Raw genomic sequence first — 24,210 nt, forward strand, 5'->3', positions numbered from 1 at the left:
ATTGCTGACCGAACCTGGAAAGTCGCCTGAGGAAGGCGCGCCCGGCTGGGGCGGTTCTCTGTCTTCGTTGACCCCGACCACCGGATGACGATCTCCTACGTCATTAACCAGACCCTCCACGGTACGTAACAGGTTCGTCACTCAAATGAGTATGGTGACGATTAGTGATCCTCCGAAAGCATCGAGTCTCCCGAAGAGTGGAGGCTATGTGGCCAGTGAGTTCCAGCGTAGAAAGGTCAGCGGAGTCTTCCGTGCGATGGATGTGGACGGCGACGGCCGACTGACTCAGACCGACTTCCAGGCGCTCGCCCACCGCTGGACGGCCGTCGCGGGGTCCGTCGACCCGGAGCGACTGGCCTCCATCATGACCGGTTGGTGGCCAGTGCTCCGCGCCGCCTCCGGCCCTGGCGGCGACGACGCCGTCTCCCTCGACGAGGTGCTTCGGGTCGTAGAAGGACTCGGTGACATGGCCGACGCGGTCTCCGACACTGCCGACGCGATGTTCGAGGCCATCGACCTCAATGGCGACGGCCTCATCTCCTGTTCGGAATACGGCACGCTCATCGAGACGTGGAACGGGGCGCCCTCAGCGACCGATGAGATCTTTCCGCGCCTCGACCTGGACGGTGACGGCCACCTCACCCGCGACGAGTTCCGCATCCACTGGACAGAGTTCTGGGCCGGCGACGACCCGGACGCTCCCGGAACTTATGTCTTCGGCGCGTTGGTGGAATAGCCCAAAGGTGGCGTCATCAGTGAGGCCGTAGAACGCACCCGAACGCCGGGGCGTTCCGCTATGGCAGGACATTGTCGCAGGTGGAGTGTGCGGCCCTGCGCAAGTTAGCTCCAGCCGTTGTTCCACGTCGCGTCGTCGATGGCGACGCACGGCCGACCAGGCCGGTGATCAGATGTCCCGTAAGCCGCCACAGGACGTTCCGCTCTTCTGGGGCGCCATCCTCGTTCTCGGCGAACTCCAGGACCAACGTCTGGTCCTTGCCCATGCGCCGTGGTGACGGCGAAGGATGACCCGCTTGGCGTGATGGTACCCGCTGGATGATCATCAAGGCTAATGGCACACACAGAGACCAACGGGCATAGTAAACACCAAAACCGAGGTACCCGACCCATCGGTCTACCTGGGCGTTCACGATGAGAGCGGGTGACGGGAATCGAACCCGCGCTGTCAGCTTGGGAACTCTTTCAAGATCATGGCTTCTGAGCAGGGAAAAGGCCGACCTGGGCAGATGCCAGTCGAGCGGCCGTGAGTCCCCGCGACTTCCCGTTGATCGCCGTCCGAACGGGCACGCAGCGGGTACGGCCTGGCGGTCCGCACGAACTCTGCTCGCCCTGCTCGGGCATCTACCTCACCCACCTACGGCCCACCGGAGAGTGACTCGTGATCATAAAGGTTTGGACAACACCTCCGCGTGGACAAGAAGATCTCGGCATGGGAACCGACATCCACGGATTCATCGAGTGCCGCACATGGACTCCCGGACTGGACGTCGGTGAGACCGCTTGGTGCGCTGCTATCTCTCTGAAGATGTTGGTTGGCAGAGACGACGAAGCCTTCGATTGCCTCTTCGGGGTTCGCAGCTCAGGCCACTGGCGACCGGTAGCGGCCGATCGCGGGCTCCCCGAGGATGCGTCGGAGACCGCCAAAGCGGGTTTGGCGAAATGGGGAGAAGCCGCCTTCGGTGTCACGTGGTTGAACTGGGATGAGGTCACCGCGATCGACTGGAACGAACCTGCCCTTCATCCGACCAACGTAGCCCAGTACCGGCAGCTCCCCGATCAGAGCCTAGAACTCGTTTACCGCTCGGTATGGAGCCGCAGATTCGCTCGGGTAAGTGGCGTGGATACCTTGACGGTCGACCCTTATCAGGTTGCTGTGCTGTGGGATGAAGGCACCGAGTGGAGGGATAGAGACACCGTCTTCCGCGTTGAACGTGCCACGCGCCGCCGTGCCGTACCGCCTGACAGCCTCTGGCACGGGGTATGGACAGTCATGCGTACGCTCGCGCACGTTCACGGAGACGATGCTGTCCGCTTGGTGGCCTGGTTCGAGGAGTAGGCGATCCGGCATGCCGGACAGCGCTTTTCGTGCTTGGAGCGAGTGACGGGAATCGCACCCGCGTTGTCAGCTTGGGAACTGCACCGATCAGGGTCCCTGTTGCAGGGCGCTGCTGGTCACCGGGGATGTCGGCAAGGTCATGAGTGACCATGGTTGCCCCCTCGTCACCCTGGTTAATGGCCCGAGACACGCACTGAGGTCGCGATCCGGACCACGTACGCCGAGGCTTCCTCTGTCCGGCTGTACACCATGGGAAAGTGTCAGCGCGACGGGCAGTACACGACGCCGTCAAGGCTGTCATCGGCGTAAGCTGCCGCGTTCGTCAAATGGCCGTCGCACGGGCCGACTTTGGTCACCGTACGGCCGTCCCTGAACACAATCTGGAGCCCATGCTCGACCTCCCAGTCGCATTCGCACACCAGCGACACGTAGACGTGCCGGTCGCCGTATGAGTCGCGGCTAACTATCGGATTGTCCCCGAACTGGATGTGGTCAAGCACGTCGTGTGGGCCTTCAATCTCGACGTACCAGTCGTCGTCGCCAGCCGCCACAATGTCGTCCGTGACGTCGCGGTAGTAGGCGAAGATCGACGGTGTCGCCGCGGTCAGCGCCGATCGGTCGAGCGCCAGGAAGGTACGGATCGCGGCGTGGAAGTCTTCGGGTGCGGGGTCATCGTCATAGCCCTCAACGGCGATGCGGCATCGCTCACCGCCGAGAACCGGCACGGGAACAGGTTCGCTCTGATACCAGCCCACATCGTCGACGAGGACCGGGCCGAGGCCGGGGATCTGCATGCCCGCCAGAGTACAGAGCCGATCTGGGCCTCAAACGGGGACTTAGTCACTTGGACATCCACGTTCCTGGCAGCGCCTACGGGATACAACTCGCCTACGCGCCTGAGCAGGCTCCCACCTTCTGTAGGCCGCATGATGCACTCCGGGCTGCGTTGTATCCCGTCCGGCTGGTCCATGCCTCAGCCTGGAATCGGACCGCAACTATGCTGCTCGGTGATCCGTGCTGAGGAACAAAGCACGGATCACCGATCGCCCCCAGCCGGCCAACCATGCTGTGGCGATCGTAGTGCTCCATCTGTGCGGCGTCGTCCACAGCAACCCTGCCGGAGCGCTCGGTGGTACGTTACGGCGATCACCCTGGAGCCGGAGTGCCCTCGCCAGAGGCGTTCATCCTGGCCTGGCTACGGAATTCGCTGAGCCAGCCGGCTATCGCATCGTCGTCGTGGAGATACTCGCCTTCGGGCCCGGTACGCAGGTCGATGCCGTGGAGGAGTCCTAGCGCCCACCACATGAGGTCATCGTCTCCCTCGGGGACATCGCACAGACCCCATTGCGCGGCCCACCGATCGACCTCGTCACGGGTCGTGGCGCCGTGGAGAAGGCCATCGAAGTGCGCTTCGATCTCGGCGCGGGATGGTTGAGCCGCCACGGGTTCAGGGTCTCATGTCTGCGCACGGCCCGAGCACGGCCGCGCGAGAACGGACCCCAGGCCGCACGCGCAGCGTGCGGCCGAGCGCAGGGCAGCGCGCGGTGGCGGAGCCGCCGCCTTGAAGGCCGGGAGGCGAACGATTGGCATTCCGCAGAGCATCGTCCCCCGTCCTCCAGGAGCACATGGACACCTACGTCAAGAGGGAGCCGGGCTCGCTGATGTTCCCAGCAGCCAAGGGCGGGCCGATATGTCGGAGCGGCTTCAACACGCGCACTCGGTGGGTAGGTGTGGTCACGGAGATGGGCCTCTCGGAGCTTCATTTCCACGACATGAGGCACAGGGCAACATGCTGGCCGCCGAATCGGGCGCGGGCCTCAAGGACCTCATGGCGCGTATGGGACACGACAACGTGCGAGCAGCCATGATCTACTAGCACGCCGTCAGGGGAGCCGACGAGGCGATCACCAACGCCATCGATAGGCAGCTCGAAGCTCGGGACGATGACGGCGACGAGGGCACGGCGGGCGTACTGGTCCCGGCAGGGTGTTCACGAGCTAATGGCCCGTTAATGGCCCGCGAAGATCGAACCAGTCCGAAAACAATCAAGGCCCGGGTCGGGATTCACGCCCCCACCAGGGCCTCCACGATGAGAGCAGGTGACGGGAATCGAATCCGCGCTGTCAGCTTGGGAACTCTTTCAAGATCATGCACTCTGAGCAGAGGAAAGACTGACCTGGGCATATGCCGGTCGACTGACCGTGAGTGCTCCGTGATGCCCCGCTGATCGCTGTGCGAACGGGCACGCAGCGGGCACGCACCGATGTGCTGGACCGGCATATCGCAAGGCAATCCCTGATCGAGAGGACCGAACCGGTTACCCGTGAGTACACTCGACGCTCTTACCTGGATCAGCGCATGGAGCCGGAATGAGGAAACCCCACAAGCTCGGCCCCCTCGGGTGCCCTGCTCTCGCCTACTCCGGCCTTGTGCTGGCCTTAGGCATCTACTCAATCGTGATTCTGCTGACAGTCCAGGATCCGATCCTGCTGTCCGGGGTAGCGCTCATGTACCTGACGTTTCCTCTCGGCTGGTTGATCTGGCAGATATGGGACCTGCTGCCCATCGATATGACGAATCCAATCGTGCTCGTCCTGCTCCTCGTGGGCGCGGGCTGGTTCCAAGCTTGGACGGCCTCTCGTATCGTGTGGTATCTGGAACGCCGCAGCAGTGAATCCGACTAATCGCACGCTTGATGCACGGAAGATCGACACGGATACCGAAACTCGAGCCGTCAGCTTGGGAACTGCATCGATCACGGCCCACTGGGGCGCTGAGCTGCGCGGAAGGCCGGTCCTGAGTGACCGTGGTCGACCCCTCGTCACCCCTCCTAATGGCCCGCTAGTGGCCCGGCGATCAGCCCGCGACCTGGTGTTTCTCGCGCGACGCGCGCACCTGCCCGGCTGACACTGAGATCATCCCGTCCGCCGTCGACCCGCCCGAAGGGGAAGCGGGCCAGGGCCACGGGTCAAGGGTGGAGCGCCCCACCGGACGAACGACCCTTGACCCCCTGGTCCGCTCGGCTTGTCCCGGGTCGATGGTGGGCGGGATGATCAGGCTTCCACCTCAGCAACCACGGCCCCGGCACCCGTCGCAGTGATCATCCCGGAGCCGGAGCGCCCCCGCCGGATACTGCTTGAACAGAACCCTCGAAGGAGGGAACGGTGTGGATAGGGCTTCGGGGATCGGCGTTCGTACCGTATTACGGCGTGCTGAGCGCTAGGCCAGGCTTGTCGGCGAGGCCGACTGCTTACCAGCCATCCCAGCCTTTGTAGCCGTACCAATGATCCTTCAGATAGCGGTAGCTGTCGTCAGCTGTCTCGTCTGGCTCGCCGGAGGGTAGCCAGAGGAAACCTCTATTGTCGTCCAGAAACCACTCCTGCACTCCGAACTCTGCGCTACCGGGCACCTCTTCACCAGTGTCGAGATCTGAGTACTGCCCCCCGTCACACACGTAGTACAGGCCCGCCCATTGGCAAGGCTCTTCGCGGTCGGGATTCTTGACTACGGCTTCGGCGTAGGCTTTTATGCTCGGTTCGGAGATTGTGAAGCGTATCCAAAACGGGGCGTCGGTGATGAGGGCGAGCACGACACCGACGGCGACGAACCACGGCATGAACCAGCGGCTGCCTAAGCCGCCTGTCAAGGTTCCCTTGCGGTCGGCCCATACCATCCGGATCGCCCAATAAGCGAGCAGGAGACAGCCAACGGGGATCGCGAACAGGAACATCTCGATCCCGTACCAGTATGGGTAGCTGGCCCATGTCAAGATGACGGAAGCCGCGGCCGAGAAGACGGCCAGAAATGGTAATCCGGGCGGCTTGCTGATCACGGCGTCACCCTAGCGCCATCCGGTTACGCCGGACAGTCGGCACAACTGGCCTTCGCGGCGGTGCGGCGCTCGGACGTTGAGTTCGGGGTGTACGGCGCGGCGATGCCCGCGTGGCGCGGCGCGCGAGAACGGCCCCCAGGCCGCACGCGCAGCGCGGCGGCGCTGGCGCAGGGCGTACGGCGGCGCGCCGCGCCGCCGCCTGATACCTACAAGAGCTATTTGGCAACGCGCCGGTTCAACACTGTGTCCTTACGAGCCTCGGCGATGAGGTCGATGAGGTCGGCCACGAGCTTGGGGCTTGCGGCGATGGTCGCGTGAGCGGTCATGCTGTGCGGGCTGCCATCCAAGTCGACCACGGTGGCGCCGGCCTCACGGGCGATGATGGCCCCGGCGGCGGTGTCCCACGGATTGTTGCTGAGCATGATGTTGGCGTCGATCTTGCCCTCTGCCACCCAAGCGAGATCGATTGCGGCTGAGCCGAACATTCGTATGCGCTGTACACGCGCAGCAAGTTCTTGAGTCAGCGCGAGCCGCGGCCGGTTCCGCTCGTCCGCGTTCTCACCCACGGCATAGTCGCCGATCGCCACGATCGCTGTCCGCAGCTCGCGGGCCTCGCTCACTCGAATCTTGGATCCGTTGGCGACAGCACCGGCGCCTTTGGCTGCCGCATAGCGGAGGTCGAGAAACGGCAGGTCGATGAGCCCGAGTGTGGGTGTGCGTTGATCGATCAGGCCCAAGGACACGGCGCAGAGCGGGATGCCGTGCAAGAAGTTGGCCGTTCCGTCCACGGGGTCCAGTGCCCACGTCAGGCCGTCGCTCGTGCGGCTGACGCCTTCCTCCTCGCCAAGGAATCCGATCTCGGGCGTCTCGCGAGACAGGAACTCCCGCACGGCGTGCTCAACGGCGTAGTCCACCTCCGTTGCCATGTCCCGGTCGCCTTTGGCCGTTACAACGCCGGGAGCCTTGGTGCGGATGATCTCTCTGGCGATCGACACGGCGTGTTCGGCGATGGGGAGAAGAGTCCGGGCGTCGATGGTCATACAGGTTTACTCCGCTCCCACGACAACGGCGTAGGACCGGTCACCGTGCCAAGGCGTACCGGCTCCTGAAGGCCATCTTCAACACGGCAGTAGAGGATGGGCTGATCAAGGCCAACCCGTGCACCATCAAGGAGGCAGGCAAGGAGGACTCTCCCGAGCGGCCCGTGCTGACCATGAAGTAGGTCTTCGCCCTGACCGATGCCATCGAGCCACGGTTCCGCATGCTGGTCCTGCTCGCCACCTTCGCCAGCTTGCGGTGGGGCGAACTGGCAGCACTCCAGCGCAAGAACCTCGACCTGGACGCGGGAACGATCCGCGTCGTCGGCACCACGACCGAACTCAAGGACGGCTCGGTGACGATCGGTCCACCCAAGTCGGAAACGGGCAAGCGCCTCATCAGCATCCCGCGACCCTGCTCCCCGACCTTCGCAAACACATGGAGACGTACGCCGAGAAGGGCGAACACGGACACGTCTCGTCGGCCCCAAGAGCGCCAAACTCCGGCGCGCGAATTTCACCCGAGTCTGGGCGGCGGCGCTCAAGAAGGCGAGACTCGGCAGATTTCACTTCCATGATCTTCGCCACACCGGAAACGCCCTCTCCGCCCAGTCTGGTGCCACCCTTCGGGATCTCATGACCCGCATGGGGCACTCCTCCACGCGGGCCACCCTGATTTACCAGCACATCGCGATGGAGCGTGACAGGGCCATCGCAGACGCTCTCGGCAAGCTCGCCGAGAAGCGTAACGGGCACAGAAGATCGAAGTCAGCCTTAGAAACGATCAAAGCCAGGTCGGGAATCAGCCTTTGACCTGGCTTTCTCAGTCTGAGAGCGGGTGACGTGAATCGAACCCGCGCTGTCAGCTTGGGAACTGCAGGGAGCTTGGCTCGTAGGGGCGTTGACCTGGGGCTGAGGCCGGTCATGAGTGACCGTGGTTGACCCTTCGTTACCGCCGTTAATGGCACGCTAATGGCACGGCGATCAGGCTGCGACCTGGTATTTCCCGCGCGACGCGCACACACCGCCCGCCTGGTCACCCCGTTGTCCACCGTCGGTCCGCCTGAAGGGGAAGTGGAGATGCGGACATGGAGAATATGACTAGATGGTTATAATCGTTGTATGAGCTGGGAGGTCAGCCTTCATCCGGAGGTCGAGGCGTGGTATCTGACCATATGCGCAACCGATCCGGAGACTGCAGACCTGATCAAGGACGCGATCGATCAGCTCTCGGAGGAAGGCCCGACGGCGCGCCGTCCTCTGGTTGACCGGGTACAGGGCAGCCGGTACCACAACATGAAGGAACTACGTCCGCCCTCATCGGGGACGAGTGAGATCCGGATGTTGTTCTGCTTCGATCCGGCAAGGGAAGCGATCTTTCTGGTAGCCGGCGACAAAGCCGGCAACTGGAACCGCTGGTATCGGGAAGCGATACCACTGGCTGATGAACGATTTGCCCAGCACCTGATCAAGCTCAACCAAGAGGAGCAGGAGGAGCGATGAGCACTCGGTACAGCAAGTGGTCGGACGTCAAGGCCAAGGCGGCAGCGATCGACCCGCGAGACGAGACGGAACGCGCTGCCGGGGAGGCCGTCGCGCGTGAACGCCGCGAAGCGTACGTCCGCGGATTCCAGCTCGCCGAGATCCGCCAGGCCGCCGGTGTTACCCAGGCTGAACTCGCCCACACCTTGGGAGTCAGCCAAGCTCGCATCTCCAAGATCGAGCATGGCGAGGTGTCCGGCATCGACGTCGTACGAGAGTACATCGCTGCGCTCGGGGGTCACTTGGATCTCGTTGCTACGCTCGGCGATCGAACCTGGAAAGTCGCCTGACAAGGCGCACCGATCCGCGGCCAAAGTAGTTCAGAGCTTCGACCATGTCAGCCCTGACCTGGGCCTTCGTTGTGGAGCGGGTGACGGGAATCGAACCCGCGCTGTCAGCTTGGGAAGCTGATGTTCTGCCATTGAACTACACCCGCGTGCGACTCGATGTCGCGACCCCCACACTCTAGCGGAAAGTTGGTCCACATCAGCAATCCCGGGGCCCCAGAGTTCCTGTACTGACGGTAAGTTGCTCTCCGTGTTGCTATCTGACCGGGACATCCTTGCTGAGATCGACTCTGGTCGGCTCAAGCTTGATCCGTTCCATCCGGAGATGATCCAGCCCTCCAGTATCGACGTGCGGCTCGACCGGTTCTTCCGGGTGTTCGAGAACCATCGGTACCCGCACATCGATCCGTCGGTGGAGCAGCCGGATCTTACGCGGATGGTCGAGCCCGATGGGGATGAGCCGTTCATCCTGCATCCGGGGGAGTTCGTGCTGGCGTCCACCTACGAGGTGATCAGTCTGCCGGACGATCTTGCGTCGCGGCTGGAGGGGAAGAGTTCGCTGGGGCGGTTGGGGTTGCTGACGCACTCAACGGCGGGGTTCATCGATCCTGGGTTCAGTGGGCACGTGACGTTGGAGTTGTCCAACGTGGCGACGTTGCCGATCAAGCTGTGGCCGGGGATGAAGATCGGGCAGTTGTGCGTGTTCCGGCTCAGTTCGCCTGCTGAGCATCCGTATGGGTCAGACAAGTACGGATCGCGGTATCAGGGGCAGCGTGGGCCTACGCCGTCTCGGTCGTTCAGGAACTTTCATCGGACCAAGATCTGAGTTGAGCCGTGGGAGGGCCTCCCCAAACCAAGGCACCACACCGGCGACCTTCTCCGGCCTTCTCCTGTAGGGCATGGTGACGGTGACGTCCCATGGTGACGGAATGTCGCCGGCCAAGGGCGGGGTGCATCACCTCGCTCGGACAGCAGTTGGTTTCGGCTGAGGACTCTGAGGAGTGAGGGCTCCGAGGATTCTGAGGGCTGAGGACTCTGACGGGCTGAGGGCTCTGGGGATCTGAGGACTCTGGGATTTGAGGACGTGGGCGCAGGTCGTCGGCTTGGGGTCGTTGGGGCCGGTTCGGGGTTGGGTTCGGGGTCCCGGCGTGGGGTGGGGGGTCGGGGGTTGGGTGGGGGTGCGGGTGGGGTGTAGGTAAAAATGCGGGGTTGCGTGGGGGATGTTGGGATCGCTGTTGCGGGGGAATTCGGGGTGGTGGCCGCGGTTGGCTACTCAGCGTTAACGCCGTCCGCGCTGGTGGTGGGGGCGGGTAACGCGGCCGTGTCTAGGCTCTGGGGAAAATGGGGGGCAATGTAGCACCGTCTGTGGTGTCTTAAAGCATACGTAGGGTAGCCAGAAGGAGAAGAGGACATGAAGTTCGCATTTCGCCTGGTTACCCGTACTCTCTTGCACGGACCATCCCCGCACATCTGGAGAACGACGTGCGCCTGCGTCTCACGCCACGTGAGGACAGCTACTACGACCTGTTCGCTGATTCGGCGAACAACCTGGTCACGGCATCCCGTTTGCTGGTCGAGATCATCAGTGAGGGATCGGACAGGGAGGCCCTGGCCGAGAAGATGCGCGCTTGCGAGCACGCCGGTGACGAACGTACCCATGCGATCATGAACCGGCTCAACGAGAGCTTCATCACTCCGTTCGACCGTGAGGACATCTACCGACTCGCGTCCAACCTCGACGACGTGATGGACGCCATGGAGGCGGCCTCCGACCTCATCGTTCTGTACCAGATCGACCACCTGCCCAAGGACGTCGTACGGCAGGTCGAAGTGCTGGAGCGAGCCGCCGAGCTGACCGCCGAGGCCATGCCGCGGCTACGCTCGATGAAGAACCTCAACGAGTACTGGATCGAGGTCAACCGTCTGGAGAACCAGGGTGACCAGGTCTATCGGAGGTTGCTGGCCAAGCTTTTCAGCGGCGAGTACGACGCCCTCACGGTCATGAAGATGAAAGAGGTCGTCGACGCGCTGGAGGAGGCGGCCGACGCCTTCGAGCACGTCGCCAACACCGTCGAGTCCATCGCGGTCAAGGAAAGCTAGGACCTGGTGGACCTCACGCTCGCCCTTGTCATCGGCGTGGTCGTCATCGCCCTGGCCTTCGACTACACCAACGGGTTCCACGACGCGGCGAACGCCATCGCCACCTCCGTATCGACGCGGGCGCTCACCCCCAGGGCCGCGCTGTTCATGGCCGCGGCCATGAACTTCATCGGCGCCCACCTGGGCACCCAGGTCGCGAGCACGGTGGGCAAGGACATCATCGACGCCCCGAACGGCTCACACGGCCTGGTCATCGTGGCCTCGGCGCTCATCGGCGCGATCGCCTGGAACCTGATCACCTGGTATTTCGGCCTGCCCTCCTCCTCCAGCCACGCGCTCATCGGCGGGCTCGTGGGCTCCGCCCTGGCCTCGGCCAGCGTCGTGCACTGGGACGGGGTCGTCGAGAAGGTCGTCATCCCGATGGTGCTGTCGCCGCTGATCGGGTTCACGCTCGCCGCCGCGATCATGATCGCAATTTACTGGATCTTTCGCAACAGCCAGCCGGGCAAGACCAACCGGGGCTTCCGCTACGCGCAGACCGTCTCCGCCGCGGCGATGGCGCTCGGGCACGGACTGCAGGACGCGCAGAAGACCATGGGGGTCATCTTCCTGGCACTCCTCGTCGGCGGGTTCGCCCAGCCGGGCGACCCCATCCCGCAGTGGGTCATCCTCGCCGCCGCGGGGGCGATCTCGCTCGGCACGTACGCGGGCGGCTGGCGGATCATGCGTACGCTCGGGCGGCGCATCATCGCGCTGGACCCGCCGCAGGGGTTCGCCGCGGAGACGGCGGCGGCGACCGTGCTGTACGCGGCGGCCATCCAGTTCGGGGCGCCCATCTCCACCACGCACACGATCACCTCGGCGATCATGGGCGTGGGATCCACGAAGCGGCTCAGCGCCGTGCGGTGGGGGGTGGCGGGGAACATCGTGACCGCCTGGATCCTCACCATTCCAGCCGCCGCGTTCGTGGCCTCCGTCTTCTACTTCGTCCTCCACTGGCTCGTGGAATAAATAGTCCAAGAGCTCTTGTGAAAGGACGCACGCGGTGAAGGTCAGCTCGTGGCGTTGCCGCTCTCGGTCGCGGGATCGTCGGCTTCCGGTTCGTCCTCCGCCTGGTCCTGGGCGGGCGCGTACATCACGTCCACGTCCCAGCGGTTGAAGCCGAGGGACTCGTACAGCCTGATCGCCGCCGTGTTGGCCTCGTCCACGTACAGCATCGCCTGGGCGAGGCCGCGCGAGCGCAGGTGGGCCAGGCCGGCCAGGGTGAGCGCCTTGCCCAGGCCGGTGCCCTGCTGGGAGGGGTCGACGCCGACGACGTACACCTCGCCGAGGGGCTCGTGGCCGTGGTCGGAGGAGCCGTGGATCTTCGTCCAGTGGAAGCCGGCGAGCTTCTCGCCGCGGAAGGCCAGGAAGAAGCCCTCCGCCTCGAACCAGGGCTCCTCCTCGCGGCGGAGCAGGTCGTCCATCGTCCAGGCGCCCTGTTCCGGGTGGTGGGCGAAGGCCGCGGCGTTGACCTCCAGCCAGGCCTCCTCGTCCTGGCCGGGGACGAAGGCACGCAGCTGCACCCCGGCCGGGAGGACGAACGGCGCAAGCGGGGCGTAAAGGGAGCGGCGCATCTGCCAGAGCGAACGCACCCGTTCGAAGCCGAACGCCGCCGCGAGCACGCCCGCGCCCGTGTGGTCGCCGTGGGCCCACAGACGCGGCCTGCCGCCGGTCAGGTCCATGATCGACCTCAGGAGGCGCGTGCCGTGGCCCTGGCGGCGGTAGGAAGGGTGGATGACGAGCTCGACACTCGGGCCCTCGACCTCGTCGGTGAGGTCGACGTGGGCGTATCCGGCCAGATCCGGGCCGGAATGCAGGAGCAGCGAGCGGGCCCGCGGGTCGCCGCCGTAGCGGAGGTGTAGCATCACGTGCTCGTTGAGCGGGCGGACGCCGTCGGCCTCCGTCGCCGCCTCCACCAACTCCAGTACACCGGTGATTTCCTGGTCATCGAGTCGTTCTCTGACCTTTACGCGCACACTCACAGGACGAACTCTAGGCGTATGACTGGCAAATAACGCCATGTGACAGCCCGGCAAATCGTTACCTTTGCGACATTGGATGCATGGGTTGCCCCCGTAACGTCTGCTTCATGACGTCTCGTTCCCTCCTCCGGCTGACTCTGGCCGGAGCCGTAGCCGCGGGTGCAGTGATGCTCGCCACCCTCCCCGCGGACGCGAGCAAGGACCCGAAGGGCAAGGCCCAGAAGACCGTGCCCGTCCGGCTGCTCGCCCTCAACGACTTCCACGGCAACCTCGAGCCCCCGACCGGTTCCTCCGGCCGCATGGTGGACGAGAACGGCAACACCGTCGACGCCGGTGGGGCCGCCTACGTGGCCACGCACATGAAGGCACTTACCGACCGGAACACCATCGCCGTCGCCCAGGGCGACCTGATCGGCGCGACGCCGCTGATCTCGGCCGCCTACCACGACGAGCCGTCGGTCGAGTTCATGGGCAAGCTGGGGCTCAAGGTGGCCGCGGTGGGCAACCACGAGTTCGACGAGGGCTACAGCGAGCTGCGGCGGATCATGAAGGGCGGCTGCCACCCGGTGGACGGGTGCTCGCCCGCGGGTCCGTGGAAGGGCGCGAAGTTCGACTACGTCGGGGCGAACGTGCTCTTCAAGAACCCGAACGAGCGCACCGACGCGCTCGCCGCGCTCGGGCAGGACAAGCAGGTCAAGCAGCTCCTGTCCGACTGGGGCGTGCCCGCGCTGCCGCCGGTCTCCATCAAGATGATGAACGGGATGCCGATCGGGTTCATCGGGCTCGTCACGCAGACCACGCCCAGCATCGTCACGAGCGAGGGCATCAAGGACCTCAAGTTCGTGGACGAGGTCAAGGCCGCGAACGTCGCCTCCAAGCTGCTCAAGCTGCTCGGGGTGCGGGCCCAGGTCGTGCTGGTGCACGAGGGTGACCAGGCCGAAGCCGGCAAGTCGCCGGATGCCTGCAGCGCCACCCCGGGAGCGGGCAACCGCATCGCCACCCAGGTGGACCCCGAGATCGACGTCGTGCTGAGCGGGCACTCGCACTCGGCGTACGTGTGCAAGGTCAAGGACCCGGCGGGTCACGACCGCCTGTTCTCGCAGGGTGGTTCGTTCGGGCGGGTCATCACGCAGGTGGACCTGCAGGTGAACGTCAAGACCCGGGACATCGACCGGGCCTCGGTCGTGGCGGACAACCACGTGGTGACCCGGACGGTCACCCCGGATCCCGAAATTTCGTCGTTCGTGAAGACGTGGCAGGACCGCGTCGCGTCCGTCGCCAACAAGAAGATCGGCACGATCAGCGCCGACATCACGAACGCGGCCGCGCCGTCCGGCGAGTCGTCGCTGGGCGACCTCATCGCCGACGGCCAGCTCGCCGCCACGAAGTCCGGGGGCAACGCCCAGATCGCGCTGATGAACCCGGGTGGGGTACGGGACAATCTGACGTACGCCGGCTCGTCGGCCGGCGAGGGTGACGGCGTCGTCACGTACGGGGAGGCGTTCAAGGTACAGCCGTTCAACAACCTCATGCAGGTCGTCACGCTGACCGGCGCCCAGCTCAAGACGGTGCTGGAGCAGCAGTTCACCGGCGGGCCGAACAACCAGGCGTTCACCAAGATCCTCCAGCCCTCGGCGAACTTCACCTACACCTACAACCGCGGCGCCGCCTGGGGCTCCAAGGTGTCCGACATGAAGATCGACGGCGTGCCGGTGACGGACACCCAGTCCATCCGGGTCGCGGCGAACAACTTCCTGGTCGGCGGGGGCGACGCGTTCGTCGGCTTCCGGGACGGCACGGACCTGTGGAGCGGGCCGCTGGACATCGACGCCTTCGTCGACCACCTCGGCCAGAACAACCCGATCGCCCCGCCCGCCACCAACCGCATCACCGTGGTCGGCTGAGCGCTCCAAATCCAACCAAACCCCACCCACCGCACAGGGCTGAGGGCCCTCCAGGGAGACGCCCTCTGACCCTGTGCGGGGCTGGGCGCCGTAACGGCGAAACGTGAACCGGCGGGCGGCCCGACCCGGGCACCGCCCGCCTCAACTCCCCCAGGCCAGCCACTTGCGCTCGATCTCCGTCTGCAGGTCCACCCCGTGGTGGTGGGCCATGAGCACCACGTGGCACAGCACGTCGGCCAGCTCTGAGCGGAAGTTGAGATCCAGCTCCTCCGCGGTCTGGCCCTTGGTCCTGGCCCGGCCGGTGCGCATCAGGAACGCCTGGGTCAGCTCCCCCAGCTCCTCCTGGAGCTTGAGCAGGAACCATGTGTCGTCACGCTCGATGCCCAACTGCTGGGCGTAGCGACTGGAGGTGGGCTCGATCTCGGCGGCGAGCTCGCGTAGGTCCATGCGGGCAGCTTAGGCACCGCGACCGACACTTCCCGGCCGCCCACCGTCCCCCCTCCATCACCCAACGTGGTCGGAGGGACGTCCGAAACGTGGCTCCGCTCACACCGACCCCCGATCCTGCGGAGAGCGGTAAGTGCGGTAGAGGTCCCAGAGGGCGGCCAGCAGGGCGACGAAGATCGAGACCAGTACCACCGACAGCCCGTGCCGGAACGCCGTGTCCCAGCCCTCCCCCAGCGAGCTGAAGAACGTCGAGCCCGCCGCCGCGATCCCGATGGCCGATCCCAGCCGTTGCCCGGTCTGCAGCACCCCCGCCGCGCTCCCCCCGCCCGCGGGCGGCACCTCGGACAGGGTGATGGCCTGGTTGGGCGAGATCACCAGACCGCTGCCCACCCCCGCCACCAGCAGTGGCAGTGCGGTCGCCAGCCCCACCCCGTGACCGGGCACCAGGGCGGTGGCCGCCATCGTCGCCGCGAGCCCGACAATTACCGTGGTCAGCCCGAGCGCCACCAGCCGCCGCCCCATCCGCGACACCAGCCGCCCGCCGATCATGGCGGCCGTGGCCGAGCCGAGGGCGAACGGCGTGATCGAGAGCCCGGCCAGCAGCGGGCTGTAGCCCTCCCCGCTCTGCAGGTACAGCGTGTAGATGAAGAAGATCCCGGTGAACCCGGAGAAGTAGAAGAACGCGATGGCCGTCCCCAGCCGGTATGAACGCTTGCCGAACAGCGCCAGGGTGACCAGCGGCTCCCGCTTGTAGGACCGCTCCCATGCCACGAACGTTCCCAGCACCGCCAGCGCCCCCGGCACGAGCAGCCACTTGGCCGGCCCTTCCCACTGGTTCCGCTGGATGAACGGCAGCAGCACCCCCGCCACGCCGACTCCCAGCAGCACCACGCCCAGCGGGTCCATGCTCTGCTGTCGCCGGTGCACGACTTGCGGCGCGGGGAGCAGCTTCCAAGCCAGCGGCAGCAGCACCAGCCCGATCGGCACGTTCACCAGGAACACCCAGCGCCATCCGTGTTCGGCGCCGAACGCGGTGACCAGCGTCCCGCCGATCAACGGCCCGGCGGCCGTGGACACGCCGATGGTGGCCCCGAGGGCGCCGAAGGCCCGGCCCCGCTCGTACCCCAGGAACATCTGCTGGATCAGCCCCGAGACCTGCGGGTTCAGCATCCCGGCCGCCATGCCCTGCACGAGCCTGGACACGATCAGTACCTCGATCGCCGGGGCGAGCCCGCACGCGGCGCTGGACAGCGTGAAGAGCGCCACACCCCACATGAAGATCGTCCGCCGGCTCCGCGCGTCCCCCAGCCGCCCGGCCGGGACCAGCAGGAGCCCGAACGTGAGCGCGTAGCCGGACACCGTCCACTGCAGCCCGTCGTCCGAGGCGCTCAGCGCGGTGCGGATCGACGGCAGGGCCACGTTGACGATGCTCACGTCCAGCCCGGTCATGAACGCCGCCGTCAGGCACACGGCCAGTGCGCGCTTCCGCGTGTCGACTCCGGACGTCCCCATCACGGCACTTTCTCCGTCGCTCCTCCTCACCCGCGCCACGGCAGCAGAAGACGGTACGACCACCGCATGGCGCTCATGGTTCCCGCCAAGTCATGAAATATAAGCCCCTAATCATTTCTTTGCTCACGCGCCCCCCTGGCAGCGATCACGCTCGACGGCGTGGCGTCGCCTCTGAAGAGGTCAACAGCGCAGGAAGAGTTCTTTTCTGCACCAAACCCGGGTAATGTCCGCACATGGATACGATGACCGTCGAGCAGAACGGCATCAACGCGGTCCCCGCCGCCGAGCGCCACGGGCGGCCGAGGGATCTCTTCTGGCCCTGGGCGGGCTCCAACCTGTCGCTGTTCGGGGTCGCGTTCGGCGTGTACATCGTCGGGCTCGGGCTGGGCGTGGTGCCGGCGATCATCGTCGGGACCGTCGGGTACGTGCTGTCGTTCCTGCTGGTCGGGCTGGTCGCGATCGGCGGCACCAGATCCGGGGTGCCGACGATGACGCTGGGCCGGGCGCCGTTCGGTTATCAGGGCAACAAGCTGCCCGCCGCGTTCTCCTACATCTCGAACGTCGGCTGGGAGATCGTGCTCGTCACGCTCTCCGCGCAGAGCGGCGCCGCCATCCTCGGGCGGATCGCGCCGGGCATCCCGGCCACCACGGCCACCGCCGTGTGCTTCGCCGTCGCGGCGGTGGTGGTGATCGCGATCGGTGTGTACGGCCACGCGATGATCATGGTGGTGCAGCAGTACCTGACGTACGCGTTCGTCGTGCTGACCGTCGTCTACATGATCCTCATGGCGCCCAGGCTCGGCGGGGACCTGGAGACCACGGCGGGACCCGGCGGCTGGCTGGGCGGGGTGATCTTCGCGATGACCCTGCTCGGGCTCGGCTGGGTCAACTGCGGGGCCGACTACTCCCGTTACCTGCCCGCCCGCTCGCCCGCGCGGTCCGTGGCCTGGTGGACGACGCTCGGGGGCGCGCTGCCGCCCATCGTCCTGCTGGTGTTCGGGGTGCTGCTGGCGGGCGGGGATCCGCGACTGGCCGACGCCGCGGCGGGCGACCCGGTGGCGGCGCTGGCCGGGGCGTTGCCGACGTGGTTCCTGCTGCCGTACCTGCTGACCGCCATCGGCGGGTTCCTGGCCGGGGCGATCATGGACATCTACTCGTCGGGGCTGTCGATGCTGGCGCTCGGCGTGCCGGTCAGGCGGCACTACGCGGTGCTGATCGACGGGGTGCTCATGCTGCTGGGCGGCTACTACCTGCTGTTCGTCTCCACCAGCTTCCTCGCCACCTTCCAGGCGTTCCTGGCGATCGTCGGCGTGGTGATGGCGGCCTGGGTCGCGATCTTCCTGGTGGACATGTGGCGGTTGCGGGCCGGCGGCCGGGCCTACGACGAGCGGCTGCTCCGGGCGGGCGGGCCCGTCCTCCACTGGCCGGGGCTGGTGTCGCTGGTGGTGGCGTCCGTCGTGGGGCTCGGGCTGATCACCTCGGCCGACCCGAACATCGCCAAGGTCCTCGGCTTCCTGATGAGCGACGAACTGGCGGCCGGCACGTTCGGGGCGGCGAACATCGGCGTCGTGGTCGCGCTCGTGCTGGCAGGGGCGCTCTACTTCGTGCTCACCGCCTTCACCGGGCCGCGCACCGAGACCCGCTGACCGTCTGACGCCGGTTGGGCTCCGGGGCCTCTCGCCTTGCCGCCGGACGATTGTTACTGTTCGTAATTGATGAGTGATATTCCGTTGCGGCTCTTGCGGTGGGTGGTGCATGTGACCACCTGCCTGCTGCTGGTGATCGCCGTGGTCGCCGTGCTGGGCGAGGGCCGCGTGGCCGAGGCCCTGTGCGGGCTGGTGCTCGGGCTGGCGTACGCCGTGGGGCCGGCCCTCAAGCAGCCGTGGCTCCGGGGCGCCTGGCTGGTCCTCGTGACCGACGGGTGGATGGCGCTGGCCTCGGTGGCGCCGCCGTTCGTGTGGCTGGCGCTGCCGTTGCTGTTCGTGTATCTGGATCTCATGCCGGTGTGGCTGGCGATGTTCGGGGTGACGGTGCTGACCTTGGCGGCGACCCTGATGGCCGTCTGGCACGCGGGGGAGGTGTCGATGCCGCTGCTGGTGGGGCCCAGTGCCGCGGCCGCCGCGACGACGCTGCTGGTGCTGGCGTGCAAGTCGCTGAGGACCACGGGGAAGGCCGGCGAACGTGCCGGCCACCCGGCCGACGAGCGGGCCGGTCGGGTGGCCGACGCGTAGCGCGTCCCCCGTGGCGGGGGTCCCCGTCCCCGGGTCAGGCGGTCACGATGGCGAAGTCGGGGGTGGGGCGGTCGAGCAGGGCGATCAGCCGTTGCAGTGCCGCCGTGCTGCCCGCCCGTTCCACGCCTTCCACACCCTTGCCCGTCAGCAGGCCGACGAGCTGGGTCTTGGTCAGTTTCAGCGTCAGGTCCGCGCTCTCGTCGGGCGGGTTCGCCTGGTGGATCAGCGCGCCGTTGGACAGCGTCATGCGGTGCCGTTCGCCGAGGTCGGTCACGTACCAGTCGATGGACAGCCGCTCGTGCCAGGCGCGCGGGCCGTCGAGGCGGATGGCGATCGACTCGAAGATCTGCTCCACGGTCAGCGCGGCGAGGAGGTCCGGCGAGGCGGTGCCCGCGGTCGCCGGGACGATGCCCTCGGCCAGCTCCAGCGCGCCCATGAGGTAGAAGTTGCGCCAGGTCCCGTTCTCGGCGCCGTGGCCGAGCCTGGTGTAGACCTCGGCGAGCAGGTCGCGTGCCTCCTTGTTGCCCTCGTCGGCGAAGACGGCGTGGTTGAGCAGCTGGGCGGCGAAGCGCAGGTCGTTCTCGTCGATGTAGCGCCGGGCGAACGCCACCACCGCCGCTCCCCCGCCCAGGCACTCCACGTACCGGATCGCGCTCTCCCGTGGCGGGTGCTCCCACAGATGGGCCGGGTTGCCGTCGAACCAGCCCAGGTAGCGCTGGTAGACGGCCTTGGCGTTGTGACCGGCCGAGCCGTGGTAGCCGCGCGTGTGCCAGCACCGCTCCAGCTCGGGCGGCAGGCGCAGGGTCTCGGCGATCTCGGGTCCCGTCAGGCCCTTGTTGAGCAGGCGCAGCGTCTGGTCGTGCAGGTAGGCGTACAGGTCGCGGTGCCGGGTGAGGAAGCCCACGATGTTGTCGCGGCCCCACAGGGGCCAGTAGTGCGCGGCGCAGGCCACGTCGGCGCGCCCCCCGAACAGGGTGATGGCCTCGGTCAGGTGACGCACGCGGGCGCGGGCGTCGCGCACGGCGGCGCCGCGTGGCGGGAGGAGGTCGGGCTGGCCGCGGCCGGCGCTGTCGGCCAGGTAGAGGGCACGGCGGTCAGGGAGGAGCAGGCTCGTCTCCGCGAGGGCGCCGGGGTGGAAGACCATCCGTACGCCGTCGATCAGCTCCTCCTGCCCGGTACGGGCGATGTCCAGCGTGGGCGGCACGAGCGACGTGGTGCCGGTGGAGGCGGCCAGGCCCAGGCCGCAGCCGAGGTGGCCCTCGGGGGAACGCGGCAGGGCGACGCCGTGCAGGTAGACGGAGCGGCGGGCCATGGCCGGGCCCGCGTGGAGGCTCTCCGCGACCGCGTGCTCCATGAAGCCGGCGGCGGCCAGGACCGGCACGGCGCCGTCGGTGACGCCGCGGACGCCGCCGTAGTGGTCGGCCTGCGCGCTGGTGTAGATCACGCCGGTGACCGGGCGGTCTCCGCGGTGGGCACGGTAGAGCTTGAGCGCGGCGGCGGCGCACTCGGTGGAGAGCAGCGGGTCGATCACGAGGACGCCGCGCTCGCCCTCGACCAGGGTCAGGTTCGTCAGGTCCAGGCCGCGTACCTGGTAGATGCCCTCGCACACCTCGTACAGGCCGTGCCGGGCGCACAACTGGGCCTGGCGCCAGAGGCTGGGGTGGGCCGTCTCCGGGCAGTCCTCCCGGAGGAATCCGTAGGAGTCATCCCAGACCACCCTGCCGTCCGCCGTCTTGATCACGGTCGGGTCGAGCTTCGCGAGGAAGCCGCGGTCCGCGTCCTCGAAGTCGCGCCTGTCGCCGAATGGAAGGTCTGCCATGTCGAGCCGCATGCCCGGGATCTGACCCAGAAAGCCCAACAAAGGCCCCGATTAGCATGACTCGGGCAATAGGGACAGCGCCCCGGGGGCGGCAGGGTGCTGGTCACGTATCCTCGCGGAGACTCCGTCCGCGACGAGAAGCGACGGTGATCGGTGGTCGGTGATCGGTGGTCGGTGGTCGGTGGTCGGCTTCGGCGAGTGAGTGGGTGGGGAGGCGAAGGTCATGCGGGCTTGTGTGTTCGACCTTGACGGGGTGCTGGTGGACTCCGAGCCGGTGTGGGAGGAGGTGCGGCGGGCGTTCGTCGCCGAGCACGGCGGGACCTGGCAGCCGGACACCCAGTCCAGGCTCATGGGGATGAGCACCGCCGAGTGGGCCGCTTACCTCGGTTCGCTGGGGGTGGCGATGCCGGCCGGCGAGATCGCCAGCGCCGTGGTGGAGCGGATGGCCGCCCGCTACCGTGACGCGGTGCCGCTGATGCCGGGTGCGGTGGAGACGGTCAGGCGCCTGTCCGGGCAGGTCACGCTGGGGCTGGCCAGCTCGTCGCCGCGTTCGCTGATCGACACGGTGCTGGCCGCGGCGGGGCTGGCGGAGTGCTTCGAGGCCACCGTGTCCACCGAGGAGGTCCCGCGCGGCAAGCCCGCCCCCGACGGCTATCTGGAGGCGGCCAGGCGGCTGGAGGTCGATCCCCGTGAATGCGTGGCGGTCGAGGACTCCAGCAACGGGCTGCGTTCCGCGCACGCGGCGGGCATGCGCGTGGTCGCCGTGCCCCACCCCCGTTACCCGCCCGCGCCGGACGCCCTCGCCCTGGCCTGGCGCGTTCTGCCGGACCTCGGCGCCTTCACCGTCGAGTCGCTCTCGTGAAAAAGCGCCACGGGTGGCTATGCTTACGGAAGCGTGCGAGATATCACGGTTTTCAGCGGCAGTGCCCACCCGGATCTGGCTGAGGAGATCTGCAAGCACCTCGGCACTCCTCTCCACCCGGTCCAGGTCCACCGCTTCGCCAACGACGTGCTCGAAGTCCAGCTCCAGGCCAACTGCCGGGAGCGTGACGTGTTCCTCATCCAGCCCCTGGTGCCGCCCGTGCAGGAGCACCTGGTCGAGTTGCTGCTGATGCTCGACGCGGCCCGCGGCGCGTCCGCCGCCCGGACGACCGTCGTGCTCCCGCACTATGCCTACGCCCGGAGCGACAAGAAGGACGCGCCACGCATCTCGATCGGCGGGCGGCTGGTCGCCGACCTCATGGTGGCCGCCGGCGCCAGCCGGGTGCTGGCGATGACGCTGCACTCGCCGCAGGTGCACGGCTTCTTCAGCATCCCGGTCGACCACCTGCACGCGCTGCGCGAGCTGGCCGCGCACTTCAACCGGTACGACCTGGGCAACACGGTCGTCGTCTCCCCCGACCTCGGCAACGCCAAGGAGGCCGCGCACTTCGCCCGCCTGCTCGGCACCGACGTCGCCATGGGCGCCAAGCAGCGCTTCCCCGACGACCGCGTGGTGATCAGCTCCGTGATCGGCGACGTGGCGGGCAAGGACGTGATCATCCTGGACGACGAGATCGCCAAGGGCAGCACCGTCCTGGAGCTGCTCGACCGGCTGCGCGAGCACAAGGTCCGCTCGGTGCGGGTGGCCTGCACGCACGGGCTGTTCTCGAGCGGGGCGATCGAGCGGTTGAGCGCGCGGCCCGAGGTCGAGGAGATCGTCTGCACCAACACCGTGCCGCCGCCCCCGGACGCCGGCGACAAGCTCACCGTGCTGTCCATCGCGCCCGCCCTGGCCGAGGCCATGCGCCGCATCCACGACGGCGAGTCGGTGAGCGCCCTGTTCAGTACATCCTGACGACCTGCGCGGTGACCCGGCGCCCCTGGTGCGAGGCCAGGAAGGTGATCACCTCGGCCACGTCCTCCGGCCGGCCCACGGATCGCAAGGGGGTGCCGGTGCCGGCCAGCTTCGCCACCTCCTCGTTGATCCAGCCGGTGTCGGTGATGGGCGGGTGGACCATGTTCGCGGTGATGCCGTACCGGCCGAGCTCGTGCGCGGCGGACATCGTGTAGTTCTCCTGGGCGGCCTTGGCCGCGCCGTAGGACACCTCGGTGGGGAAGCCCTGCGGGCCGCCGGAGGTCAGGCCGATGATCCGGCCCCAGTCGGCGCCGCGCTCGATGTGCCGGCGGGCGAACTCGGAGATCAGCAGGGCGGGCGCCCGTACGTCCACCCCGAACTGGCGCTCGTACGTCTCGGCGGCCACCGGCCTGAGCGGGCGGCCGAACCCGTCGCGCTCCTGCGCGGCGAAGGTGTCGCTGAGCCAGCCGCTGGCGTTGTTGACCAGGATCTGCACCGGGCCGAGCACCTGCTCCGCCTGGTCGAACAGGGCCCCGGGGGTCTGCGGGTCGGCCAGGTCGGCCTCCACGGCCTCGGCGGTGCCGCCCGCCGCGCGGATGCGCCGCACCACGTCGCCGGCGTCCGCGGCACGGGCCTGGTCGTATGCGGCGGGATAGGCCGGTTCGTTCAGCGGCGGGAGGCGCTTGTAGGTGAGGAAGACCGCCACACCCTCGGCGGCCAGGGCCGTCGCGGTGGCCGCGCCTATGCCCTGATTGGCGCCGGTGACCAGCGCGACTTTCCCTGTCAGGTGTGTATCGATCATAGTGGCCATCATGCACGCAGCGACGGAGCGCCTGCTAAGGCAATTTCTCGAGGGCGTCGAGCCGGCCGTTCCCCTGGTGGCGCTGTGGGCGCACGGGTCGCTCGGGGCCGGTGACTACCAGGAGGGCCGCAGCGACCTGGACCTCGTCGCCATCGTCGATTCGCCCGTGACGATGGAGCAGTGGCGCCGGATCAAGGCCCTGCACCGCTCGCTCGACCCGCCGCTGGCCAGGCGGCTGCACTGCTCCTACCTGGCCAGGCAGGAGCTGGACGACCCCGCGGTCGAGCATGTGACGTGGGCACACCAGGAGATCTACCGCCGCCCCGTCACCGCGGTCACGCGGCGCGAGCTGCACGAGGCCGGACGGGTGCTGTACGGGCCGCCGCCCGCCGGGCTGCTGCCGCCGGTGTCGGACGCGGAGCTGGCCGCGTACGTACGCGCGGACCTGCGTGACTTCTGGCTGGACAAGACCCGCGGGCGGCGGCGGTGGCTGCGCGACGTGTGGGTGGACCTGGGCATGATCACGGTCGCCAGGGCCACCGTGACGCTGCGGGACGGGCGCCTGATCAGCAAGCGCGAGGCCCTCGACGTGCTGGCCGAACTGGGCGCGCCGGAGACGGTGGTGGCCGACGTCCGCGCCCGCAGGTACGGGACCCCGGCTCCGGTGCTGAGCCGGTTCAGGAGGGGGCGGCTGGCTCGGACGTTCATCCGGTCCGCGATCAGGAAGGCGCTGACCTGAGCGGGGCGGCGAGCCGCCCGTCT

Annotated in this window: 24 protein-coding genes, 1 tRNA gene and 1 pseudogene; 16 read left to right on the forward strand and 10 right to left on the reverse strand. The window is 67.3% G+C overall.

Features of this window, described 5'->3' with window-relative positions; genetic code table 11:
* The first annotated feature begins 145 nt into the window (after nucleotides 1–145).
* Together BLS95_RS14895 and BLS95_RS14900 are read left to right on the forward strand one after the other, a co-directional pair.
* Entirely contained in the window at nucleotides 146–736 is a 591-nt protein-coding gene (locus BLS95_RS14895; protein WP_245765061.1) for an EF-hand domain-containing protein, read from the forward strand.
* A 711-nt stretch (nucleotides 737–1,447) separates the two neighbouring features.
* Nucleotides 1,448–2,074 carry a hypothetical protein gene (locus BLS95_RS14900; protein WP_090931574.1) on the forward strand — a complete coding sequence of 209 codons (627 nt, stop codon included), beginning with the start codon at nucleotides 1,448–1,450 and terminating at the stop codon, nucleotides 2,072–2,074.
* A 260-nt stretch (nucleotides 2,075–2,334) separates the two neighbouring features.
* Here the strand turns inward: BLS95_RS14900 and BLS95_RS14905 are convergent, their stop codons facing one another.
* Together BLS95_RS14905 and BLS95_RS14910 are read right to left on the reverse strand one after the other, a co-directional pair.
* The gene (locus BLS95_RS14905; protein WP_090931575.1) at nucleotides 2,335–2,868 is read right to left on the reverse strand and encodes a DUF6985 domain-containing protein; all 534 of its coding nucleotides are present in this window, start codon (nucleotides 2,866–2,868) and stop codon (nucleotides 2,335–2,337) included.
* A gap of 352 nt (nucleotides 2,869–3,220) precedes the next feature.
* Nucleotides 3,221–3,517, reverse strand: coding sequence for a hypothetical protein (locus BLS95_RS14910; RefSeq protein ID WP_090931576.1), 297 nt, complete (start codon nucleotides 3,515–3,517; stop codon nucleotides 3,221–3,223).
* Nucleotides 3,518–4,443: 926 nt separating this feature from the next.
* On the opposite strand from BLS95_RS14910, the gene BLS95_RS14915 reads away from it, so the two are divergent.
* Nucleotides 4,444–4,758, forward strand: coding sequence for a hypothetical protein (locus tag BLS95_RS14915; RefSeq protein ID WP_090931577.1), 315 nt, complete (start codon nucleotides 4,444–4,446; stop codon nucleotides 4,756–4,758).
* 566 nt (nucleotides 4,759–5,324) lie between these two features.
* On the opposite strand, the gene BLS95_RS14920 is transcribed toward BLS95_RS14915, so the two are convergent.
* Together BLS95_RS14920 and BLS95_RS14925 are read right to left on the reverse strand one after the other, a co-directional pair.
* Nucleotides 5,325–5,906, reverse strand: coding sequence for a hypothetical protein (locus BLS95_RS14920; RefSeq protein WP_090931578.1), 582 nt, complete (start codon nucleotides 5,904–5,906; stop codon nucleotides 5,325–5,327).
* A gap of 215 nt (nucleotides 5,907–6,121) precedes the next feature.
* A complete protein-coding gene (locus BLS95_RS14925) occupies nucleotides 6,122–6,946 on the reverse strand; it encodes an inositol monophosphatase family protein (protein WP_090931579.1) in 825 nt (274 codons plus the stop codon).
* A gap of 221 nt (nucleotides 6,947–7,167) precedes the next feature.
* Here BLS95_RS14925 and BLS95_RS54125 point away from each other — a divergent pair, with 221 nt between their 5' ends.
* The 4 genes and pseudogenes from BLS95_RS54125 to BLS95_RS14945 all read left to right on the forward strand — a co-directional run bounded on the left by BLS95_RS54125 (nucleotide 7,168) and on the right by BLS95_RS14945 (nucleotide 8,775).
* Nucleotides 7,168–7,521 (forward strand): site-specific integrase, encoded by a 354-nt coding sequence (locus tag BLS95_RS54125; protein ID WP_143043707.1) that lies wholly within the window; start codon nucleotides 7,168–7,170, stop codon nucleotides 7,519–7,521.
* Nucleotides 7,493–7,756 (forward strand): annotated as a pseudogene (locus BLS95_RS59810) (tyrosine-type recombinase/integrase); the annotation flags it as partial. The gene BLS95_RS54125 and the pseudogene BLS95_RS59810, both read left to right, overlap by 29 nt.
* A 309-nt stretch (nucleotides 7,757–8,065) precedes the next feature.
* Nucleotides 8,066–8,446: a type II toxin-antitoxin system RelE/ParE family toxin gene (locus tag BLS95_RS14940; RefSeq protein ID WP_090931581.1), complete on the forward strand. Its 381-nt coding sequence runs from the start codon at nucleotides 8,066–8,068 to the stop codon at nucleotides 8,444–8,446.
* Nucleotides 8,443–8,775, forward strand: a complete 333-nt coding sequence (locus BLS95_RS14945; RefSeq protein WP_090931582.1) for a helix-turn-helix domain-containing protein — start codon at nucleotides 8,443–8,445, stop codon at nucleotides 8,773–8,775. The genes BLS95_RS14940 and BLS95_RS14945 overlap by 4 nt, the downstream gene beginning before the upstream one ends.
* Nucleotides 8,776–8,847: 72 nt before the next feature.
* Here BLS95_RS14945 and BLS95_RS14950 read toward each other — a convergent pair.
* A tRNA-Gly gene (locus tag BLS95_RS14950) sits at nucleotides 8,848–8,921 on the reverse strand.
* A 101-nt stretch (nucleotides 8,922–9,022) separates the two neighbouring features.
* On the opposite strand from BLS95_RS14950, the gene dcd reads away from it, so the two are divergent.
* The 3 genes from dcd to BLS95_RS14965 all read left to right on the forward strand — a co-directional run bounded on the left by dcd (nucleotide 9,023) and on the right by BLS95_RS14965 (nucleotide 11,883).
* Nucleotides 9,023–9,598, forward strand: coding sequence for a dCTP deaminase (gene dcd / locus BLS95_RS14955; RefSeq protein WP_090932026.1), 576 nt, complete (start codon nucleotides 9,023–9,025; stop codon nucleotides 9,596–9,598).
* Nucleotides 9,599–10,254: 656 nt separating this feature from the next.
* Nucleotides 10,255–10,872 (forward strand): DUF47 domain-containing protein, encoded by a 618-nt coding sequence (locus tag BLS95_RS14960; RefSeq protein ID WP_090931583.1) that lies wholly within the window; start codon nucleotides 10,255–10,257, stop codon nucleotides 10,870–10,872.
* A gap of 6 nt (nucleotides 10,873–10,878) precedes the next feature.
* On the forward strand, nucleotides 10,879–11,883 hold the full coding sequence (locus tag BLS95_RS14965; protein WP_090931584.1) for an inorganic phosphate transporter: 1,005 nt from the start codon (nucleotides 10,879–10,881) through the stop codon (nucleotides 11,881–11,883).
* A 41-nt stretch (nucleotides 11,884–11,924) separates the two neighbouring features.
* Here BLS95_RS14965 and mshD read toward each other — a convergent pair whose 3' ends face one another.
* Nucleotides 11,925–12,896 carry a mycothiol synthase gene (gene mshD / locus BLS95_RS14970; protein WP_245765062.1) on the reverse strand — a complete coding sequence of 324 codons (972 nt, stop codon included), beginning with the start codon at nucleotides 12,894–12,896 and terminating at the stop codon, nucleotides 11,925–11,927.
* 107 nt (nucleotides 12,897–13,003) lie between these two features.
* Here mshD and BLS95_RS14975 point away from each other — a divergent pair, with 107 nt between their 5' ends.
* Nucleotides 13,004–14,800, forward strand: coding sequence for a bifunctional metallophosphatase/5'-nucleotidase (locus BLS95_RS14975; protein ID WP_090931586.1), 1,797 nt, complete (start codon nucleotides 13,004–13,006; stop codon nucleotides 14,798–14,800).
* 141 nt (nucleotides 14,801–14,941) lie between these two features.
* On the opposite strand, the gene BLS95_RS14980 is transcribed toward BLS95_RS14975, so the two are convergent.
* Nucleotides 14,942–15,247, reverse strand: a complete 306-nt coding sequence (locus BLS95_RS14980; RefSeq protein WP_090931587.1) for a nucleoside triphosphate pyrophosphohydrolase family protein — start codon at nucleotides 15,245–15,247, stop codon at nucleotides 14,942–14,944.
* 99 nt (nucleotides 15,248–15,346) lie between these two features.
* Complete coding sequence (locus tag BLS95_RS14985; protein ID WP_090931588.1) at nucleotides 15,347–16,759, reverse strand: MFS transporter; 1,413 nt, start codon at nucleotides 16,757–16,759, stop codon at nucleotides 15,347–15,349.
* Nucleotides 16,760–16,992: 233 nt separating this feature from the next.
* Here BLS95_RS14985 and BLS95_RS14990 point away from each other — a divergent pair, with 233 nt between their 5' ends.
* Entirely contained in the window at nucleotides 16,993–18,405 is a 1,413-nt protein-coding gene (locus BLS95_RS14990) for a purine-cytosine permease family protein (protein ID WP_090931589.1), read from the forward strand.
* A gap of 69 nt (nucleotides 18,406–18,474) precedes the next feature.
* Nucleotides 18,475–18,990, forward strand: a complete 516-nt coding sequence (locus tag BLS95_RS14995) for a hypothetical protein (protein WP_143043708.1) — start codon at nucleotides 18,475–18,477, stop codon at nucleotides 18,988–18,990.
* A gap of 34 nt (nucleotides 18,991–19,024) precedes the next feature.
* Here BLS95_RS14995 and BLS95_RS15000 read toward each other — a convergent pair whose 3' ends face one another.
* Nucleotides 19,025–20,809, reverse strand: coding sequence for an alkyl/aryl-sulfatase (locus tag BLS95_RS15000; RefSeq protein ID WP_090932028.1), 1,785 nt, complete (start codon nucleotides 20,807–20,809; stop codon nucleotides 19,025–19,027).
* A 223-nt stretch (nucleotides 20,810–21,032) separates the two neighbouring features.
* Here BLS95_RS15000 and BLS95_RS15005 point away from each other — a divergent pair, with 223 nt between their 5' ends.
* Complete coding sequence (locus BLS95_RS15005) at nucleotides 21,033–21,671, forward strand: HAD family hydrolase (protein ID WP_090931591.1); 639 nt, start codon at nucleotides 21,033–21,035, stop codon at nucleotides 21,669–21,671.
* Nucleotides 21,672–21,704: 33 nt separating this feature from the next.
* Nucleotides 21,705–22,646: a ribose-phosphate diphosphokinase gene (locus BLS95_RS15010; protein WP_090931592.1), complete on the forward strand. Its 942-nt coding sequence runs from the start codon at nucleotides 21,705–21,707 to the stop codon at nucleotides 22,644–22,646.
* Here BLS95_RS15010 and BLS95_RS15015 read toward each other — a convergent pair.
* On the reverse strand, nucleotides 22,633–23,448 hold the full coding sequence (locus BLS95_RS15015) for an SDR family NAD(P)-dependent oxidoreductase (protein ID WP_090931593.1): 816 nt from the start codon (nucleotides 23,446–23,448) through the stop codon (nucleotides 22,633–22,635). The genes BLS95_RS15010 and BLS95_RS15015 overlap by 14 nt on opposite strands.
* Before the next feature lie 10 nt (nucleotides 23,449–23,458).
* Between BLS95_RS15015 and BLS95_RS15020 the strand changes: the two genes are divergently transcribed.
* Nucleotides 23,459–24,187 carry a nucleotidyltransferase domain-containing protein gene (locus BLS95_RS15020; RefSeq protein ID WP_090932030.1) on the forward strand — a complete coding sequence of 243 codons (729 nt, stop codon included), beginning with the start codon at nucleotides 23,459–23,461 and terminating at the stop codon, nucleotides 24,185–24,187.
* Nucleotides 24,188–24,210: the final 23 nt, after the last annotated feature.

The organism is Nonomuraea jiangxiensis, assembly GCF_900099965.1.
In the GTDB taxonomy this organism is placed as follows: Bacteria; Actinomycetota; Actinomycetes; order Streptosporangiales; family Streptosporangiaceae; genus Nonomuraea; species Nonomuraea jiangxiensis.

What these genes read in the sequence shown, in the direction of transcription:
- BLS95_RS14895 (WP_245765061.1), top strand. Translation starts at nt 146, where the DNA reads ATGAGTATGGTGACGATTAGTGATCCTCCGAAAGCATCGAGTCTCCCG.
- BLS95_RS14900 (WP_090931574.1), top strand. Translation starts at nt 1,448, where the DNA reads ATGGGAACCGACATCCACGGATTCATCGAGTGCCGCACATGGACTCCC.
- BLS95_RS14905 (WP_090931575.1), bottom strand. Translation starts at nt 2,868, where the DNA reads ATGCAGATCCCCGGCCTCGGCCCGGTCCTCGTCGACGATGTGGGCTGG.
- BLS95_RS14915 (WP_090931577.1), top strand. Translation starts at nt 4,444, where the DNA reads ATGAGGAAACCCCACAAGCTCGGCCCCCTCGGGTGCCCTGCTCTCGCC.
- BLS95_RS14925 (WP_090931579.1), bottom strand. Translation starts at nt 6,946, where the DNA reads ATGACCATCGACGCCCGGACTCTTCTCCCCATCGCCGAACACGCCGTG.
- BLS95_RS54125 (WP_143043707.1), top strand. Translation starts at nt 7,168, where the DNA reads ATGCTGGTCCTGCTCGCCACCTTCGCCAGCTTGCGGTGGGGCGAACTG.
- BLS95_RS14940 (WP_090931581.1), top strand. Translation starts at nt 8,066, where the DNA reads ATGAGCTGGGAGGTCAGCCTTCATCCGGAGGTCGAGGCGTGGTATCTG.
- BLS95_RS14945 (WP_090931582.1), top strand. Translation starts at nt 8,443, where the DNA reads ATGAGCACTCGGTACAGCAAGTGGTCGGACGTCAAGGCCAAGGCGGCA.
- BLS95_RS14975 (WP_090931586.1), top strand. Translation starts at nt 13,004, where the DNA reads ATGACGTCTCGTTCCCTCCTCCGGCTGACTCTGGCCGGAGCCGTAGCC.
- BLS95_RS14980 (WP_090931587.1), bottom strand. Translation starts at nt 15,247, where the DNA reads ATGGACCTACGCGAGCTCGCCGCCGAGATCGAGCCCACCTCCAGTCGC.
- BLS95_RS14985 (WP_090931588.1), bottom strand. Translation starts at nt 16,759, where the DNA reads ATGGGGACGTCCGGAGTCGACACGCGGAAGCGCGCACTGGCCGTGTGC.
- BLS95_RS14990 (WP_090931589.1), top strand. Translation starts at nt 16,993, where the DNA reads ATGGATACGATGACCGTCGAGCAGAACGGCATCAACGCGGTCCCCGCC.
- BLS95_RS14995 (WP_143043708.1), top strand. Translation starts at nt 18,475, where the DNA reads ATGAGTGATATTCCGTTGCGGCTCTTGCGGTGGGTGGTGCATGTGACC.
- BLS95_RS15000 (WP_090932028.1), bottom strand. Translation starts at nt 20,809, where the DNA reads ATGGCAGACCTTCCATTCGGCGACAGGCGCGACTTCGAGGACGCGGAC.
- BLS95_RS15005 (WP_090931591.1), top strand. Translation starts at nt 21,033, where the DNA reads ATGCGGGCTTGTGTGTTCGACCTTGACGGGGTGCTGGTGGACTCCGAG.
- BLS95_RS15015 (WP_090931593.1), bottom strand. Translation starts at nt 23,448, where the DNA reads ATGATCGATACACACCTGACAGGGAAAGTCGCGCTGGTCACCGGCGCC.
- BLS95_RS15020 (WP_090932030.1), top strand. Translation starts at nt 23,459, where the DNA reads ATGCACGCAGCGACGGAGCGCCTGCTAAGGCAATTTCTCGAGGGCGTC.